Source organism: Pseudomonas sp. AL10, assembly GCF_029960685.1.
Taxonomy (GTDB): domain Bacteria; phylum Pseudomonadota; class Gammaproteobacteria; order Pseudomonadales; family Pseudomonadaceae; genus Aquipseudomonas; species Aquipseudomonas lactis.
Map to the genome: position 1 here is coordinate 441,729 of NZ_JASBQZ010000001.1, position 15,554 is coordinate 457,282.

15 protein-coding genes are annotated in these 15,554 nt (G+C 52.5%); 6 read left to right on the plus strand and 9 right to left on the minus strand.

What is annotated here, in order from left to right:
• Positions 1-7: 7 nt before the first annotated feature.
• From QK296_RS02070 to QK296_RS02105, 8 genes are all read right to left on the minus strand, one after another.
• Positions 8-3,151 (minus strand): efflux RND transporter permease subunit, encoded by a 3,144-nt coding sequence (locus QK296_RS02070; protein ID WP_099236593.1) that lies wholly within the window; start codon positions 3,149-3,151, stop codon positions 8-10.
• Positions 3,148-4,632 (minus strand): efflux RND transporter periplasmic adaptor subunit, encoded by a 1,485-nt coding sequence (locus tag QK296_RS02075; protein ID WP_019334917.1) that lies wholly within the window; start codon positions 4,630-4,632, stop codon positions 3,148-3,150. Before QK296_RS02075 ends, QK296_RS02070 begins: the two co-directional genes overlap by 4 nt.
• Complete coding sequence (locus tag QK296_RS02080; RefSeq protein ID WP_019334916.1) at positions 4,629-5,885, minus strand: TolC family protein; 1,257 nt, start codon at positions 5,883-5,885, stop codon at positions 4,629-4,631. The genes QK296_RS02075 and QK296_RS02080 overlap by 4 nt, the downstream gene beginning before the upstream one ends.
• 99 nt (positions 5,886-5,984) lie before the next feature.
• On the minus strand, positions 5,985-6,326 hold the full coding sequence (locus QK296_RS02085; protein WP_074321238.1) for a hypothetical protein: 342 nt from the start codon (positions 6,324-6,326) through the stop codon (positions 5,985-5,987).
• Positions 6,327-6,400: 74 nt separating this feature from the next.
• Complete coding sequence (copD, locus tag QK296_RS02090) at positions 6,401-7,339, minus strand: copper homeostasis membrane protein CopD (RefSeq protein WP_019334915.1); 939 nt, start codon at positions 7,337-7,339, stop codon at positions 6,401-6,403.
• 3 nt (positions 7,340-7,342) lie between these two features.
• Positions 7,343-7,726 (minus strand): copper homeostasis periplasmic binding protein CopC, encoded by a 384-nt coding sequence (copC, locus tag QK296_RS02095; protein WP_017341635.1) that lies wholly within the window; start codon positions 7,724-7,726, stop codon positions 7,343-7,345.
• Between the two features lie 339 nt (positions 7,727-8,065).
• Entirely contained in the window at positions 8,066-9,454 is a 1,389-nt protein-coding gene (locus QK296_RS02100) for a heavy metal sensor histidine kinase (RefSeq protein ID WP_032708745.1), read from the minus strand.
• The gene (locus QK296_RS02105; RefSeq protein WP_017341638.1) at positions 9,451-10,146 is read right to left on the minus strand and encodes a heavy metal response regulator transcription factor; all 696 of its coding nucleotides are present in this window, start codon (positions 10,144-10,146) and stop codon (positions 9,451-9,453) included. The genes QK296_RS02100 and QK296_RS02105 overlap by 4 nt, the downstream gene beginning before the upstream one ends.
• Before the next feature lie 206 nt (positions 10,147-10,352).
• On the opposite strand from QK296_RS02105, the gene QK296_RS02110 reads away from it, so the two are divergent.
• The 5 genes from QK296_RS02110 to QK296_RS02130 all read left to right on the plus strand — a co-directional run bounded on the left by QK296_RS02110 (position 10,353) and on the right by QK296_RS02130 (position 14,419).
• Entirely contained in the window at positions 10,353-10,706 is a 354-nt protein-coding gene (locus QK296_RS02110) for a co-regulatory protein PtrA N-terminal domain-containing protein (RefSeq protein ID WP_019334912.1), read from the plus strand.
• Positions 10,707-10,869: 163 nt separating this feature from the next.
• Positions 10,870-11,406 carry a plastocyanin/azurin family copper-binding protein gene (locus QK296_RS02115; RefSeq protein ID WP_019334911.1) on the plus strand — a complete coding sequence of 179 codons (537 nt, stop codon included), beginning with the start codon at positions 10,870-10,872 and terminating at the stop codon, positions 11,404-11,406.
• 95 nt (positions 11,407-11,501) lie between these two features.
• The gene (locus QK296_RS02120; protein ID WP_019334910.1) at positions 11,502-11,747 is read left to right on the plus strand and encodes a DUF2933 domain-containing protein; all 246 of its coding nucleotides are present in this window, start codon (positions 11,502-11,504) and stop codon (positions 11,745-11,747) included.
• A gap of 2 nt (positions 11,748-11,749) precedes the next feature.
• Positions 11,750-14,107: a heavy metal translocating P-type ATPase gene (locus QK296_RS02125; protein ID WP_080034400.1), complete on the plus strand. Its 2,358-nt coding sequence runs from the start codon at positions 11,750-11,752 to the stop codon at positions 14,105-14,107.
• 111 nt (positions 14,108-14,218) lie between these two features.
• Complete coding sequence (locus QK296_RS02130; RefSeq protein WP_074321237.1) at positions 14,219-14,419, plus strand: heavy metal-associated domain-containing protein; 201 nt, start codon at positions 14,219-14,221, stop codon at positions 14,417-14,419.
• 30 nt (positions 14,420-14,449) lie between these two features.
• Here QK296_RS02130 and flgB read toward each other — a convergent pair whose 3' ends face one another.
• A complete protein-coding gene (gene flgB / locus QK296_RS02135) occupies positions 14,450-14,863 on the minus strand; it encodes a flagellar basal body rod protein FlgB (protein ID WP_082781443.1) in 414 nt (137 codons plus the stop codon).
• 385 nt (positions 14,864-15,248) lie between these two features.
• Between flgB and QK296_RS02140 the strand changes: the two genes are divergently transcribed.
• Entirely contained in the window at positions 15,249-15,455 is a 207-nt protein-coding gene (locus QK296_RS02140; RefSeq protein WP_061433800.1) for a co-regulatory protein PtrA N-terminal domain-containing protein, read from the plus strand.
• Positions 15,456-15,554 lie beyond the last annotated feature (99 nt).

Genomic DNA, 15,554 nt, shown 5'->3' on the forward strand with positions numbered 1-15,554 from the left:
TTACGCGTCAGTGCTTGCCAGGCTCAACGGACAAGTGTCGACGACGCATGAGGTGATAGGCCGCCGGGATCACAAACAGCGATAGCAAGGGTGCCGTAACCATACCGCCAATCATCGGGGCGGCAATGCGGCTCATAACCTCGCTACCGGAACCGCCTCCCAAAAGTATAGGTAACAAACCAGCGATAACCACTGCCACGGTCATAGCCTTAGGTCGAACGCGCTGGACAGCGCCTTCACAAATCGCGGCCATCAACCCGCGTTCTGTGTTGTCACCGAGGTCTTGACGCTCGGTCCATGCATTTTTCAGGTAGAGCAGCATGATCACGCCAAATTCGGCAGAAACACCGGCCAAGGCGATAAAGCCGACCCCGGTGGCAACCGACAGGTTGAATCCCAACAGATAGAGAAACCATGCCCCGCCCGTGAGAGCGAATGGCAGCGTGGCCATAATCAGCAAAGCCTCATCAAGGCGTGCAAATGTCAGGTAGAGCAACACGAAGATGATCAACAGCGTGGCAGGCACCACCAGTTTGAGTCGTGCGTTGGCCCTTTCGAGAAACTCGAACTGACCTGAGTAGCTCAGGCTCATGCCGGGCTGCAACTTGACCTGCTCACTGACGACCCGGCGTAGATCGGCGACTACGGAGGCAATGTCCCGGCCACGCACATCGATGTACACCCAGCCTGAAGGCCGTGCGTTCTCACTCTTGAGCATTGGCGGCCCGTCGTTGACCTTGATCTTCGCCACGGTGCCAAGGGTGATCTGGCTGCCTAGCGGGGTGTAGATCGGCAACTGCTCCAAAGCGCCGAGCGAATCCCGCCACTCACGAGGGTAACGTACGTTAATTGGGAAACGAGCCAACCCTTCAATCGTCTCCCCGACGTTTTCACCGCCGATTGCGCCGGCCACGATTGATTGCACATCGGCAATATTTAACCCATAGCGTGCCGCAGCTTTGCGATCGATATCCACATCAATATAGCGGCCACCGGTCAGTCGTTCGGCTAACGCTGAACTGACACCTGAGACGTCCTTGGCAACACGCTCGATGGCTTGGGTGACGGCATCGATCTCCGTCAGGTTGGTACCGGCAACCTTCACGCCAATCGGGCTTTTTATGCCGGTGGCCAGCATGTCGATACGGTTACGAATAGGCGGTATCCAGATGTTGGTTAATCCTGGGACACGCACCACTTGTTCTAGCTCCTCAACGAGCTTTTCCTGGGTCATGCCTGGGCGCCACTGTTCGCGTGGTTTGAATTGAATGGTGGTCTCGAACATTTCCAACGGTGCCGGGTCAGTCGCGGTTTCAGCGCGGCCGGCTTTTCCGAAAACATGTTCGACCTCTGGAACTGTCTTTATCAGACGGTCAGTCTGCTGAAGCAGTTGCGCGGCCTTCTGCGCCGATAATCCAGGCAGAGCTGACGGCATATAGAGCAGGTCCCCTTCGTCCAACGGGGGAAGAAACTCACCACCCAGACGAGAGATCGGCCACAACGCGCTGACAAAGACTAGCAATGCAACCAGCAGCGTTACTTTAGGTCGACGTAATACGGCGTCCAGAGCGGGCTCGTAGATCCGGATCAACCAGCGATTTAGCGGATTCTGTTGCTCATTAGGAATTCGTCCGCGAATCCAATACCCCATCAACACCGGAACTAGAGTTACCGACAGTCCAGCCGCTGCGGCCATAGCGTAGGTTTTGGTGAACGCCAATGGACCGAATAGACGTCCTTCCTGAGCCTCCAGCGTGAACACCGGAATGAACGACAGGGTGATGATCAGCAGACAGAAGAACAATGCGGGTCCTACCTCGGCAGCCGCTTCAGTCATCACGTGCCAATGACGTTCACCTTTCAGTTCCTTCCCAGGATTAGCCACGTGCCAAGCCTCGACCTTCTTGTGGGCGTTTTCAATCATCACCACGGCAGCGTCGACCATGGCGCCGATGGCGATGGCAATCCCGCCAAGGGACATGATGTTGGCGTTGATACCCTGATAGCGCATTACGATGAAGGCGATCAGCACCCCAACCGGCAGGGAGATGATTGCCACCAGAGATGAACGCAGGTGCCAGAGAAAGATTCCGCAGACCAACGCGACGACGATGAACTCTTCGATCAGCTTGTGGCTGAGGTTTTCCACGGCACGATCAATCAACTTGCTGCGGTCGTAGGTGGTGACGATTTCTACCCCCGCCGGCAGACTGCTTTTCAGCTCGTCGAGTTTGGTCTTGACCGCCGCAATGGTTTCTCGAGCATTCTTACCGCTGCGCAGAATTACAACGCCGCCGACGGTCTCACCTTCGCCATCGAGTTCGGTGATGCCTCGACGCATCTCAGGCCCCATCTGAATCGTGGCAACATCGCCCAGAGTGACCGGCACACCACCCGTGCCCAGTTTGAGTGGGATAGCACGAAAGTCATTGAGGGTCTTCAAGTACCCGGAAGCCCGCACAATAAACTCGGTCTCCGCCATCTCCAGCACCGCCCCACCAGTTTCCTGATTGGCCTTGCCGATCGCCTCGGTCACTTCAGACTGCGTGATACCCAAGCTGGCCAGCTTCACCGGATCAAGCTGCACCTGGTACTGCTTTACCATGCCACCCACCGTGGCCACTTCCGCAACGTTCGGTAGGGTCTTAAGCTCGAATTTAAGGAACCAGTCCTGCAAGGCACGTAACTGCGCCAAGTCATGCCCGCCGCTTCGGTCTACCAGGGCGTACTGGAAAATCCAGCCAACCCCAGTGGCATCAGGTCCTAAAGCGGGCTTGGCACTGGCCGGAAGCCGGCTTTGTATCTGGCTCAGATATTCCAATACGCGCGAGCGAGCCCAGTACAAGTCAGTTCCGTCTTCGAATAGTACGTAAACGAAACTGTCGCCAAAGAAGGAATAACCGCGCACAGTCTTGGCACCAGGCACAGAGAGCATGGTGGTTGCCAATGGATAGGTGACCTGGTTCTCTACGATCTGTGGGGCTTGGCCTGGATATGGTGTACGGATAATTACCTGAACATCCGACAGGTCTGGCAGTGCGTCAATGGGCGTACTTTGAACCGCCCAGATCCCCCATGCCGTGACAAACAGCGTCGCCAGCAACACAAGAAAGCGGTTAGCCACCGACCAGCGAATAAGGGCCGCGATCATGGCTGGGTCCCAGAGCGTTCCAGACGCTCAACGCGCAGACCATCTTCCGTCTGGCTGACAGCGATCCGAACCTTGTCGCCCGTTTTAAGATCCTTCATCAGAGCTGGAGCGGCGAGAGGGAAAGTCATCGTCATGCCTGACATACCCAATGTTCTGAAGGGACCGTGGGCGAGCGTGACTTCTTTGTCGTTGATCTCAACGATCTGACCATCGGCCTCATGCAAAGCGCCTGCGGTTACAGTAGATGGCGAAACGTCCAGTGAGCTTGCGACAACGCCCTTGAGACTGGCCTCCGAGTCGAGAAGGAACTGGCCAGAAGTCACCACTTTTTGCCCCTCTTCCAAGCCTTTCAATATCAGCGTTTTGCCATCGTTATCTTGGCCTAACTGCACCTCCACCGGGCGATATCGACCAGCGTCTTCAGAGAGCATGACCAACGTACGTCGACCGGTACGAATGACGGCCTCGCTCGGCACCCACAAAACACTTTGCTCCGTCGAACGATTGAGACTTACCTGCGCGGTCAAACCTGGCCTGAGTCGGCCATCCGGATTGGGTAACTCAACTCGAACGCGAAGTGTGCGACTGTCCGAACTGGTTTCCGGAAGAATCGCACTGACGACGCCCTTGAGCACAACTCCAGGGAGCGCGGACAAACGCGCTTCGGCTGCTTGCCCTACAACGATTGACCCAGCCTCCGACTCTGGTACCGCCACGGCCAGCCAGACACTGCTCAAACCATTAACACGCGCGAGCGTCTCGCCTGCGGCCACCGTCATACCTTCACGCACACTCAGCTCTTGAAGCACACCACCAATAGGGCTGGTCAGAGTCAGGTTCGGTTGAACTTTGCCACTGCGCTCAACTTGAGCAATTAACTTAGTTGGCATTCCGGTGAGCCTCAATCGCTGGCGGGCCGCTGTCAGCAAGTCAGCATCGCCACTACGCTTGAGGGCGAGAAATTCCTCTTGAGCAGCTGCCCAATCCGGCACCAAGATATCTGCCAAGGCGGCATTCACTTTCAGCACATCACCAGGTGCATGGGCGTACACGCGCTCGACAAAACCCGCCGTACGGGCCTGAATGACTGCAACGTCCCGTTCGTTGAAGGCCAGAACACCTACCACGTTCAGTGTCGAGGCAAATACCCCTCGACTGACACTAGCCAGTCGCACACCAAGGTTCTGAGTCAGGCTTGGATCAATTCGAATGCCGCCGCTGTCCCCCTTGGTATCTGCGTATTGGGGGATCATCTGCATATCCATGAAGGGTGACTTACCCGGTTTATCGAATTTCTGTTGTGGGTACATGGGGTCATACCAATACAGAACCTTTCGATCAGGAGAGGCTTTGGCTTCCTGATCCGGCTCGACACCAGCTACTTCGCTCATTCGCGGTTGGGCTAACCAGTAACCTCCGGCAACACCCAAGGCAATCGAGATGCCGACAACTAAAGTCCCTTTCCATACTTTGAAATTCATTGAGCGGGCTCCCCGTAAGAGAAATACAGGCGAGCGCTGGTGAGAGCACGTTGCTCTTCAACGTCAATCTGCTTGAGACGGGCTTCGATGAGTTCGCGTCGGGCGGCCACAACCGAGTTCAAATCACCTTTGCCGGAACGGTAGCTAGCCATGGTGAGTTCAACCTTTTCTTTAGCCAGCGGCAACAAGCTTTCCTGATTACGGTTGACTGCACGATTGAGTCGCTCGTAGTCGGCCAACTCATCCTCCAGTTGCTGGGTATGCTCGCGCGACAGAGCTTCCCGCTCAGCCTCAAGCTGGTTGAGTTCGGCGTGCTTTGCCGCAATTTTGGGGTTTTGCCGAGAGTCAGGAAACAGCGGGAGATCCCATGAAAACTGGACGCTAACCATGTCACCGAATTGTTTGCCTCGATGCTGATAGTCGAATTCCCAGCTCCAGTCAGATTGCTTTTCCGCCTCAGCTTCACGGATCTTGGCTTGTGCTTCACGGGTCATCGGCACATACGCCGCCAATTCAGGGTGATGTTGCAGCTTATGGGAGTATCCAGAGGTTTCAATGGGCCAATCAGGCAAGCTGCCCGCCGGTTTGTCATTGGCAGCTGGGCCAATCCAGCGCTTGAGGGCCGCCCGGGCCTGTGCACGTTGGCGAACTAAATCATCCTGCTGCTCCGCCAGTTGGGCAGCTTCCTGTTTAGGTGTCACCGCATCGGCGGGTTGGGCGCGGCCACCCGCAATCTGAGATCTGACGGTATCGGTCAGAAGACGGTTTTCTTTGTAGAAGTCCTGGAACATCGCATCTTTACGCTCAACCGAGTAGCTACTGATCCAGGCCAATGCCGTGGACTGTCGGACGTTCAGACGCGCCACTCGACGCTCAGCGGACGCTCGATCAACAGCCGCATCCGCGACCTCGATACGTGCTTTGCGCTTATCGCTGTTGGGCATCTCCTGTCTGACCCCGACCATTTGCATGGTCATGAAGTCCTGGTCGATGCTCCATCTGTCGGCACCACCAATGGGGTAGTTCTGCACGCCCAGCAGTAGCTTGGGATCGGGTAGTTCGCCAGCGGGAATGGCCGCACTGGTGGCTGCTTGAATTTTGGCGTCTTGTGCGGTCAACGACGGTGCATTGTTTTCGGCCAGCCGCAGCGCTTCATCGAGTGTCAATGCACCAGCAAGGCTCGGCAATGCCAGTACGCTTGCCGCCAGGCCGGCCACGAGGGACCAACCTGTGCAAAAGCAGTTGGAGTTCATGTTCACGATTCCTGTGATGATCCACCGCGCGCTTCATAAGACATGCGCGCAGATATGCCATCCCGCTAACGCGGAATGAGGCTCAGTGTGGTACAGGAATCAAGTACGGGGCGGTCGCCATAACCCAGAAGGGGTTTGTACGAGTGGGAAATGGCTGGAGAAGGGCGGAACGATTGGACTGGACAAGGTAATAGGAGGCTTGATGATCGAGACTTGCAGCATGCCGCCCGTTTTGCATTCCTGGCCCGACTTACAAGGTTTGCCATGCTCAGCGGTACTTTTCATGTCGTGGCAGCAGTCTTGACCCATACCATCCATCATCGCTATACCCATGGTTTTCATCGGGCATGGTTCAGTCGATGCTTGAACACCCGCCATCCCGCTAAGGGGAAGCGCCAAGCTAATTAGGAAAATCAGGCAAAACCGCACATAGCGTTTCATGGGCTAAAGTGTAGACGGTGCAAATGGCCCTTACAATTCACCCTTAAGACTCCTGTATTGGCTGTTACCAACGTCTATGCTGCGCTCATTTCCATGACAGGGCTTAAAGTACCTAACCATGCGACAAGACAGATAATGATGACCGCCATTGAAAACTCAAGTTTCATGCTACGGCGCAAGGCATTCACCGCGACAGCGTATTCGCCATTGCGAACTGATCGCTCCAATAAGGGGCTTAGATGAAAACGGTTAAGCGTGGCTAATACGATCATCCCTGCAAACAGCAGGATTTTCAAAAATAGTAACTGGCCATAAGTGCTGAGCATCACCTCATCGAGGCTCGGTCCTACGATAAATAGGTAATTCACCACGCCCGTTATACTGATGATTACTACAATCACCGCGCCGGCCGATTCAAACCCTGTCAGTACCCGAGCAAGAACTCGTACTTCCTGATCACCTTTCAGCGATTTTAAACGCAGCAGCAGTGCAAATGCTGCCAACGCACCCAACCAACCGCCTGCGGCCAAGAGATGGAAGATGTCGCTAGTAAAATGCCAGTAACGACGGCTCCCTTCGTCCATCGCACCATGCCCTGTCCATGCCAGCGTCGCAAGCGCAATGGCGCCACATACAGTGACAATCCAAAGACTGAGTGTCGGAAAGCGCTTACTCAGAGCAACGCCGAGAACAGCCGTCAGCAACGCCACTATCCGGACCATCCAGGTCAAACCGACGTCAGTCCCCATGAGAACCATTTGAAAAATATGGTGATGTAGCTCCATGAAGCCCGACACACCACTCATAGCTTTTGCAAGCAACAACATGGCTGCTAGAGACAGAGCTACACCTAAAACAGATGTACTGTAAAGAAGCGACTCAAAATTTAAAACCGCTCCCGATACTCTCTCTTTTCCCCTCAGGCTATAAAGACCAAATATTGCCAGTCCAAATAACAGCATCAGATCAAAATATAGAGCAAAGCGAACAGCTATATTTATTGAGTCGCTCATGAATCATTTCACTTTGAAAGAAAAATTGCCGGTGATTGGATGAGTGTCAGACGAGACGGCACGCCACTCAACTTTATAAGTACCTGTGGTCAATGGCGATGCAGGCGTAATAACCATTGTCTTAGGATCTCCACCGCCTGCAACGGCTGCTTTAACGCCCATTGGGGAGTTAGGCATGCCAGGCATATCGGTCATGATCAGCTTAGCACCGGAAAACTGAGTCGTTAGATTCTCAGAAAATTGCAGTTCAATTTTCGCAGGAGCAGCAACATCCGACCCTTCTGCTGGAGTAGAAGAAAGCAGCTTTGGATGTGCCTGAGCAACTGCACTCAAAAGCAAACCCGCTGTCAGTGCTACAGCTACGGTGGTGGTTTTAAGGAATGACATGCAAGACTCCTCACAGCAAAAGCTGTTGATTCTAGGTTTTTGATGAGTATCTAGTTATTACTTTTACGCTTATTAAAAACACTGGCGAGCTACCTAGCAAATTCCGTGTTCTACGGCGGCCTGGACAGGAATAATCACAAGAATTCCAACGTCACAGCGCAAGTACACGATGCCACACGAACGCAAACTATTCGATTACATTTCAGTCAGCTTGGACCTGCTTTGGGACGCTGAATTTCTTGAAAAAATGGTTAAAACTGGCTTCCGTTTTGCGACGTTCACACTGTGATAACCGTTCGCAAGACCACATAGCTGCTCGGGTGTATATGGTGTCGTTGATTAGGCATTTTCTGCACTCGCACATGGGAGCTGTATATGAAAGGCTGTTTTTCCATCTGACGACGTGCACCATATCTTGCCGCCATGCGACTCGATAATGGATCGAGTGATTGATAAGCCTAGCCCCGCATTACTTGGGTTTCCTTCTCTACGAGCGGGGTCCACTCGATAAAATCGATCAAACAGTTTTTCAAGGTGCTCAGGAGCGATAGGTTCTCCAGGGTTTTCCACGGAGACAGAGATTGACGTCCCTTCCTGCCTTATATTGACGCTGATACATTTCCCTGCGGAGGTGTACCGGAGGGCATTCGAGAGCAGATTAGAGATAGCCCTGTCGAGCATAAGAACGTCACCTCGGACGCTGCCCCTCCCTGTCACCTTAAGGTCGATGCCTTGCTCATCAGCCAACAAGCGGTAGTACTCGAGTAATTTTTCTACTAGCGCTACCAAGTCTATCGGTTTGTTTTCATGAGAAATCAGACCATTGTCAGATTTCGCTAGAAAAAGCATGTCATCGATCATCCGGCCCATACGCTTCAGGTCATCAAGATTCGAGTACAAGTTGTCTTCGTAGTCCTCAATATTCCTTTTTCTAGATAAAACCACTTCGGTGTGAGTCATCAAATTGCTGACAGGTGTTCGTAGTTCGTGAGCAATGTCCGCAGAGAAGTTTGATAAGCGAACAAATGCATCGTCAAGTCTAGATAACATTGCATTGAAAGAAAGCACCATCTGCTGAAGCTCTTTAGGAACGGCCGCTAAAGGAATCCGTTCTTTGAGCGATTTAGCAGACATTGACGCAGCAACTTGAGTAACCTGGCGAATAGGCCTTAGTCCACTGCTCGCGACCATCCAGCCCAGCGCCGCACTGACCAGCGCGCTTATAAACAACCCTATCAAAAACCAGCGTTCAAGCGTCTCAAAGAACGCCATATGTTGCGTAACGTCAAAGATCAACAGTACGGTCAGCGGTTTTTCTTGTCCCGTCACAATCGCTTGCGCCGTTATTCCCCGGAACGTTTGCTCATCATCCCGCCACTCCCAAACATTGTTGTTTGAAGTCGTACGAAAGCCTTCCGGAATATCGATTGGACCTGGATCAGCAAAAAGGGTCTTGCCCTGACCATCGAAGATCAGGGCTGTCAAATCTCGGTGAGCACCCAGCAGCGCCTCCAACTCAGGCTTAACATCACTGAACTGGTCAATGCTACTCAATCCCGTCAAAATTCTTTGGGTCGAGTGTAGCTTCTCGTTCAGCGCCTGCTGATCTAGCATTTTGAAATGATGCCGGCTAAGGCTGTTAAAACTGAGTCCAGCGACGGTGAGCACCGCCGTTACAGCTAGCATGAACATCAGGCTCATGCGGGTAGTCAGAGACATTCGATTCATTCCAGCCCCGTCCCAGAATCCGGCGCATCTAGCATGTAGCCCATGCCTCGGGAGGTGTGGATAAGCTTGACCTCAAAATCATCATCAATCTTTGCTCTGAGCCGCCTTACGGCGACCTCGATGACGTTAGTATCGCTGTCGAAGTTCATGTCCCACACCTGGGAAGCGATAAGCGACTTAGGCAGCACCTCACCTCGACGACGGAGCAGCAATTCGAGTAACGCAAACTCTTTGGCCGTGAGATCTATACGTTTGCCTCCACGGACAACCCTGCGCTTGAGCAGGTCAACCTCAAGATCAGCCAATTTCATATGAGTTTGGGAGGGGGCTGTACTCCCTCTTCGCAGCAGCGTTCTGACGCGGGCCAGCAATTCAGAAAAAGCGAAGGGTTTTATGAGGTAATCGTCTGCCCCCAGCTCAAGTCCTTTGACGCGATCCTCGACGCGGTCTCGCGCCGTGAGAAAAAGCACGGGGACATTTTTTCCGGATGCCCGCACCTTCTGAAGTACTTCCCATCCGTCCAGCCCAGGCATCATCACATCGAGAATCAGCAGGTCATAAGCCTCGCTCAACGCGTGTTGAAGCGCCTCCTTACCATTGGTAAAGCGATCAACATTGAACCCTGCCTCAGCAAGACCTTGCTGCAAATAAATGCCTATTTTGGGTTCGTCTTCCGCAACCAGAAGTCTCATGGGGGTGGCTCTCGAATGATTGTGATGATGAGTCTGCAAGGAAATGCTTCTGCCAACCAGCAACTGACAGAAAAGTAATATTGGCTTCAGGTAGATGTCAGCGAGTGCTGTCTAGGGTTCGAGCATGAGTACTCCCTAGTACTCGACCGACGCCTCCGCATGAAACCTTGGGGGAGCCGGAAAACAGATTAAAAAGGAGCTTCCTCATGAATCATCTAAAAATCCTTTTCTTTGTGGGTTCGATACTCATCTCAGCGTCTGCTTTGGCTGAAGGTGGCGCAGATCGGATTGCGGAGCGTATGGAAAGCCTACGCGACAAAGCAGAAGCGACCTTGGTGCAAGCTGAAAAAGCCCCAGAGGGAGAGCGCCATGTACACATGGCCGAGCATATGAAACTGCTGGGCGAGATCATGAACCAACTCCATCAGGATCACCCAAAAGCATCAATGTCGCCTCAGGAACATCTTTCCTGGATGGAAAAGCACGACGCTATGGTTGATGACGTTTTGAACCAAATGCAGCGCGAACACAAACTGATGCTTTCTGAGAACCATCAGTAACCGGGTACCTCCGATGGGCTGTTTGATCCGCTCGGTTGGTACGGCGTCATATGCGCGCCGCACTACTCTTGGAAACTGACAGAAATGTAGTGTTCACGTCAGTTAGCTGGCAGCTCTATCCTTTTAGCATAGCTAGTGTTTTCAATTTGCTCTTGAGGTCATCATGAAAGCTAAGCTCGTTACCCCAGTTATTGCGGCGATCACCCTATTCTTCGGTGCGACGGCCATGGCAGACGTAGGTCATGGCAAAGAGGACATCGGCCAGCCTGGCGTCGCCTCTGCGGTGACCCGTACGGTAGATGTGGAGATGGGTGATATTTTCTTCATGCCTAAAAACATCGATGTGAAGCCTGGTGAGACTATTCGTTTTGTCCTTCGTAATAAGGGCGCACTGCTGCACGAATTCAATATCGGCCAAGCCGCCGCTCATGCGGCGCACCAAAAAGAAATGGCGAGCATGTTCCAGAACGGAACGCTTACACCCACCGGGTCAGGGAAAATGACGGGCAGCATGGGTCACAGCATGGGAGGGATGAAGATGGTTGGAATGGAACACAACGACCCGAACAGCATGCTGATCGAGCCAGGAGCAACAAAGGAATTGATCTGGACCTTCAACAATACAACTGGACTTCAATTTGCCTGCAACGTGCCAGGTCATTACCAATCTGGGATGGTCGGTCAATTTGACCTGAAGTGAGCCTGAACTGACCACTAAACCCGCATCTCCTCAAGAGTTGGCTACGCTCTGAGGCAGACATCAGAGCAACTCGCTCACACACTGGGGTCTAGATCATGAATAACCATCAGCATCCGGCTGGAAGCATCACCACCCCATTTTGGACGCGCAAAACAGGCGTTGTGCTGATTATGTTCATTGTGATCGGCGCCTTCTACGTGGTGCGGGAGCATTTCAGCCACGTCTATCCATACTTGCCCTATCTCATTCTGTTGATCTGTCCATTGATGCATTTTTTGGGGCATGGACATGGCGCACATGACCATGGCAATCAGGCGCAAGCCAACAAGGAAGAGAAATAGCTATGCCCAATAAACCGAGCCACCACGATCACGGTCCTACCCACGCTGCCTCGCCCCCTGACGCTGATCTACGTGACCCGGTGTGCGGCATGACGATTACGCCTCCAAGTAAATTTGGCGAGTCTTATCAGGGACAGATTTATCAGTTTTGCAGCCAGAAATGCCAAGAAAAATTTCGGGCAGCTCCAGAGCACTACAGTGGTATTCATCCCAGCACTGAACCCAGCATCGCGGCTACAGAACCCGCGCGCCAAGTAGCCACTGAATTTACCTGTCCGATGCACCCGGAAATAAAACAGCCAGGGCCCGGCAATTGCCCAAAATGTGGCATGACATTAGAACCTGTCATTCCGGCGCTAGATGACGATGACAAAACCGAGCTCCGTGATTTCGCGCGCCGCTTTTGGTGGTCTCTGCCTTTAACCGTGATAGTGACCGTTCTAGCCATGGCGGGCCATTCATTACAACTCTTCCATGGTTCGGTTCAAAACTGGATCGAGTTTGCTCTTGCGACACCGGTTACCTTATGGGCAGGGTGGCCCTTTTTTGTAAGGGGCATAGCATCTGTTAGAAATCGCAGTCCAAATATGTGGACTCTGATAGGTTTGGGTACTTCCGCAGCTTATCTTTACAGCGTCGCAGCAACCCTCTTTCCCCAAAGTTTTCCCACCACCTTCATGCAAGATGGACGCATCGGCGTTTACTTCGAAGCCGCTGCGGTCATCATCTCGCTCACCTTGCTTGGGCAGATTCTTGAGCTAAAAGCACGGTCACAAACCTCCGCAGCAATTAAGTCCCTTCTAGGCCTATCTCCCAAAACTGCACGCAAGATCAACGCCGATGGTCAGGAGGAAGACATTCCTCTTACCCATGTTCACTTGGGCGACCATTTGCGGGTCAGACCTGGTGAAAAGGTGCCAGTTGATGGCTCTGTGCTCGAGGGAGAAAGTGCGGTGGATGAGTCCATGCTCACTGGTGAGCCTGTGCCGGTAATGAAAAGACCAGGGGATAGTTTGATCGGCGCCACGCTTAATACTCACGGGAGCTTGGTGATGGAGGCGCAAAAGGTCGGCGCCGACACCATGCTGTCGCAGATAGTGCAAATGGTCGCTCTAGCCCAACGCTCCAAAGCGCCAATGCAAAGAATGGCCGACTCGATCGCCGGCTACTTTGTGATGGGGGTTATCGCGATTGCGTTGCTGACATTCTTAGGCTGGGGACTATTCGGCCCGGAACCCAGCTGGGTCTTCGGCCTGATCAACGCTGTCGCCGTACTTATCATCGCTTGCCCCTGTGCACTTGGTCTCGCAACGCCCATGTCGATCATGGTTTCGACGGGTAAAGCCGCCAGTATGGGTGTGCTATTCAGGGACGCCAGTGCTATTGAAAACCTTTGCAAGATCGACACGCTGATTGTCGATAAAACGGGGACCCTGACAGAGGGACGGCCGGTATTTCACAGTGTGGAGGCCACACCAGATTTCAACCCACACGATGTTCTTCAACTGGCCGCTAGCCTTGATCAAGGCAGCGAACATCCTTTGGCGCGCGCCATCGTCGACCATGCCCGAACTGAAAATATCGTGCTCACCAAGCCTGAATCGTTTGAGTCCGGGTCTGGGATTGGAGTCAGTGGCCTCGTTGATGGCAAGAAGGTACAGCTGGGCAACACAGCACTGATGGACGCTGCCGGTGTAAGCACTAAGGTCTTACAGTACCGTGCAGAGTTGTTGCGCCTTGAAGGCATCAGCATCATCTATCTAGCAGTTGACGGGGTTCTGGCAGGATTACTGGCGGTCTCAGATCCGATAAAACCGACCTCCAAAGAAGCAGTCACCAAGCTTAAAGCTGATAACGTAAAAATCATCATGGCCACCGGAGACGGGCTCACCACCGCACGTGCTGTCGCCAAGGAGATGGGTATTGAAGAGGTTCATGGAGAAGTTAAACCTCAGGACAAAGAGCGCCTGGTGGCGGACCTCCAGCGATACGGTCGAAAGGTTGCCATGGCCGGCGACGGTATCAACGACGCACCGGCCTTGGCGCGTGCAGATGTGGGCATTGCCATGGGTACAGGGACTGATGTCGCGATGAATAGCGCGCAGCTCACGCTGGTAAAAGGCGACCTGATGGGGATTCTACGGGCACGGGCACTTTCGGTTGCGACAGTAAAAAACATGCGGCAAAACTTGGGTTTCGCCTTCCTTTACAACTCAATGGGTATTCCCTTGGCCGCAGGCCTACTCTATCCGCTGACGGGGCACCTTCTGTCGCCAATGATCGCTGCGTTAGCCATGAGCGTCAGTTCTGCGTCTGTAGTTTTCAATGCTTTGAGACTGAGGAATACCCATATAGCTTGAGCGAAACCGTTGCTCGCACCCCACAAAACATAACTCTTGACCTTACCGCGGTGTCAACGTTGATGCTGTCATCGCGGTGAAAAGAGACCGCTCAGCACAAGAGGAATAACCATGTTCGTCTTAAACGTATCAGGCATTGGTTGCGGTAGCTGCGTCAGCAAAATCACTAAAGCGATTCAATCGTTGGACAGCGAGGCTAAAGTTTCCGTGGATCGCGCGGCAGGTAAGGTAAGCGTTGAAAGTAGCGAAAACCCAGAGCAAGTTCGTAAAGCTGTCGAATCACTCGGTTTCCCATCGCAAATCAGCGCTTAAGGCGCTGATTTCATTGTTGGGTAAATCTTACTAATCACCTCGCAGAGCTTTAAGCAACCCCTTAAATGCTCCGTTCAATCTATTAAAAGCGCTTTCAAAATGAATTTCGTTATCAGTAAACTTTGCAACTTCAAGCTGTGCATCCACAGTATTTTGATCAAGTGAAGGTTGGTAAGGCGTGCTGTAAAACAAACCATCACCTTGACCATCACTTGCTAATTCGTTTGCGGCAATATGTTTTAGGTTTGTTGTTTTCAAAGAGAACGGAGAATCCAAGCCTCGTTTTGTCTGGCTGGCGAGCACAGCAGAAAACTCCAAATCTCTAGCCTTAAAGTTAGGAGTATCAGCGTTAGCGATATTATTGCTAAGTACCTCAGCTCTTTGGCCGCGATAAACTAACGCTCTTTCTGCGGAGCCAAGCGCTTTTTCAAAATTAATGCTCACAAGCGGCCACCTTACGTCACGCTACTATTTCCCATTTTCACCTATATCAAACACTTATGTGTTGAATGTGGTGCGTCTGAGTCGGCTTATAACTCCGGTGCAAATTCAAAAAACGTCAAGCCCTGTGAAAGTGACCGAAAGCACAGAACACCGAACGGCTAAATTTTAGGAGCTTGATTTCAGCGAATTCCGACAATGGATAGACCATACGGATTAAGTACATCGCAGCTCAAGAGAAATATCGGAACCTGACACAACTGTAATATTGGCCTAAGCTGCCTGACAGGGAATCAGTCTTATAGTCCTATTGAGCCTTAAGCTCTTCCCTGAGCATCAACAACTTTGTTGTGGATTCAGGGGCTACCATCTATCAGAGGAAACCCAAATGAACCCTATCAAAACCTTGTTCGTCATCGCTGCTCTGACCGTATCTTCTTTTGCTATGGCTGAAGGCGGAGGTGACCGCACTTTCGAACGTATGGAAGCGGCCAGGAGTAACTCGATGGAATCGTACCAAATAGCCCAAACGAAAAATGCCCAGCCTCCTGTCGCGGAAAGCAAAGCCAGGGCGATGGACCACAAAAATTGCTAAATATTTGAGCTACGCTCACAAGCTGACAGAAATGTAATCACTGTGGTGGTTTAAATGTGGCAATTTCTGAGCTCGCTTACCGTTTGAGTTCGTCTTTTG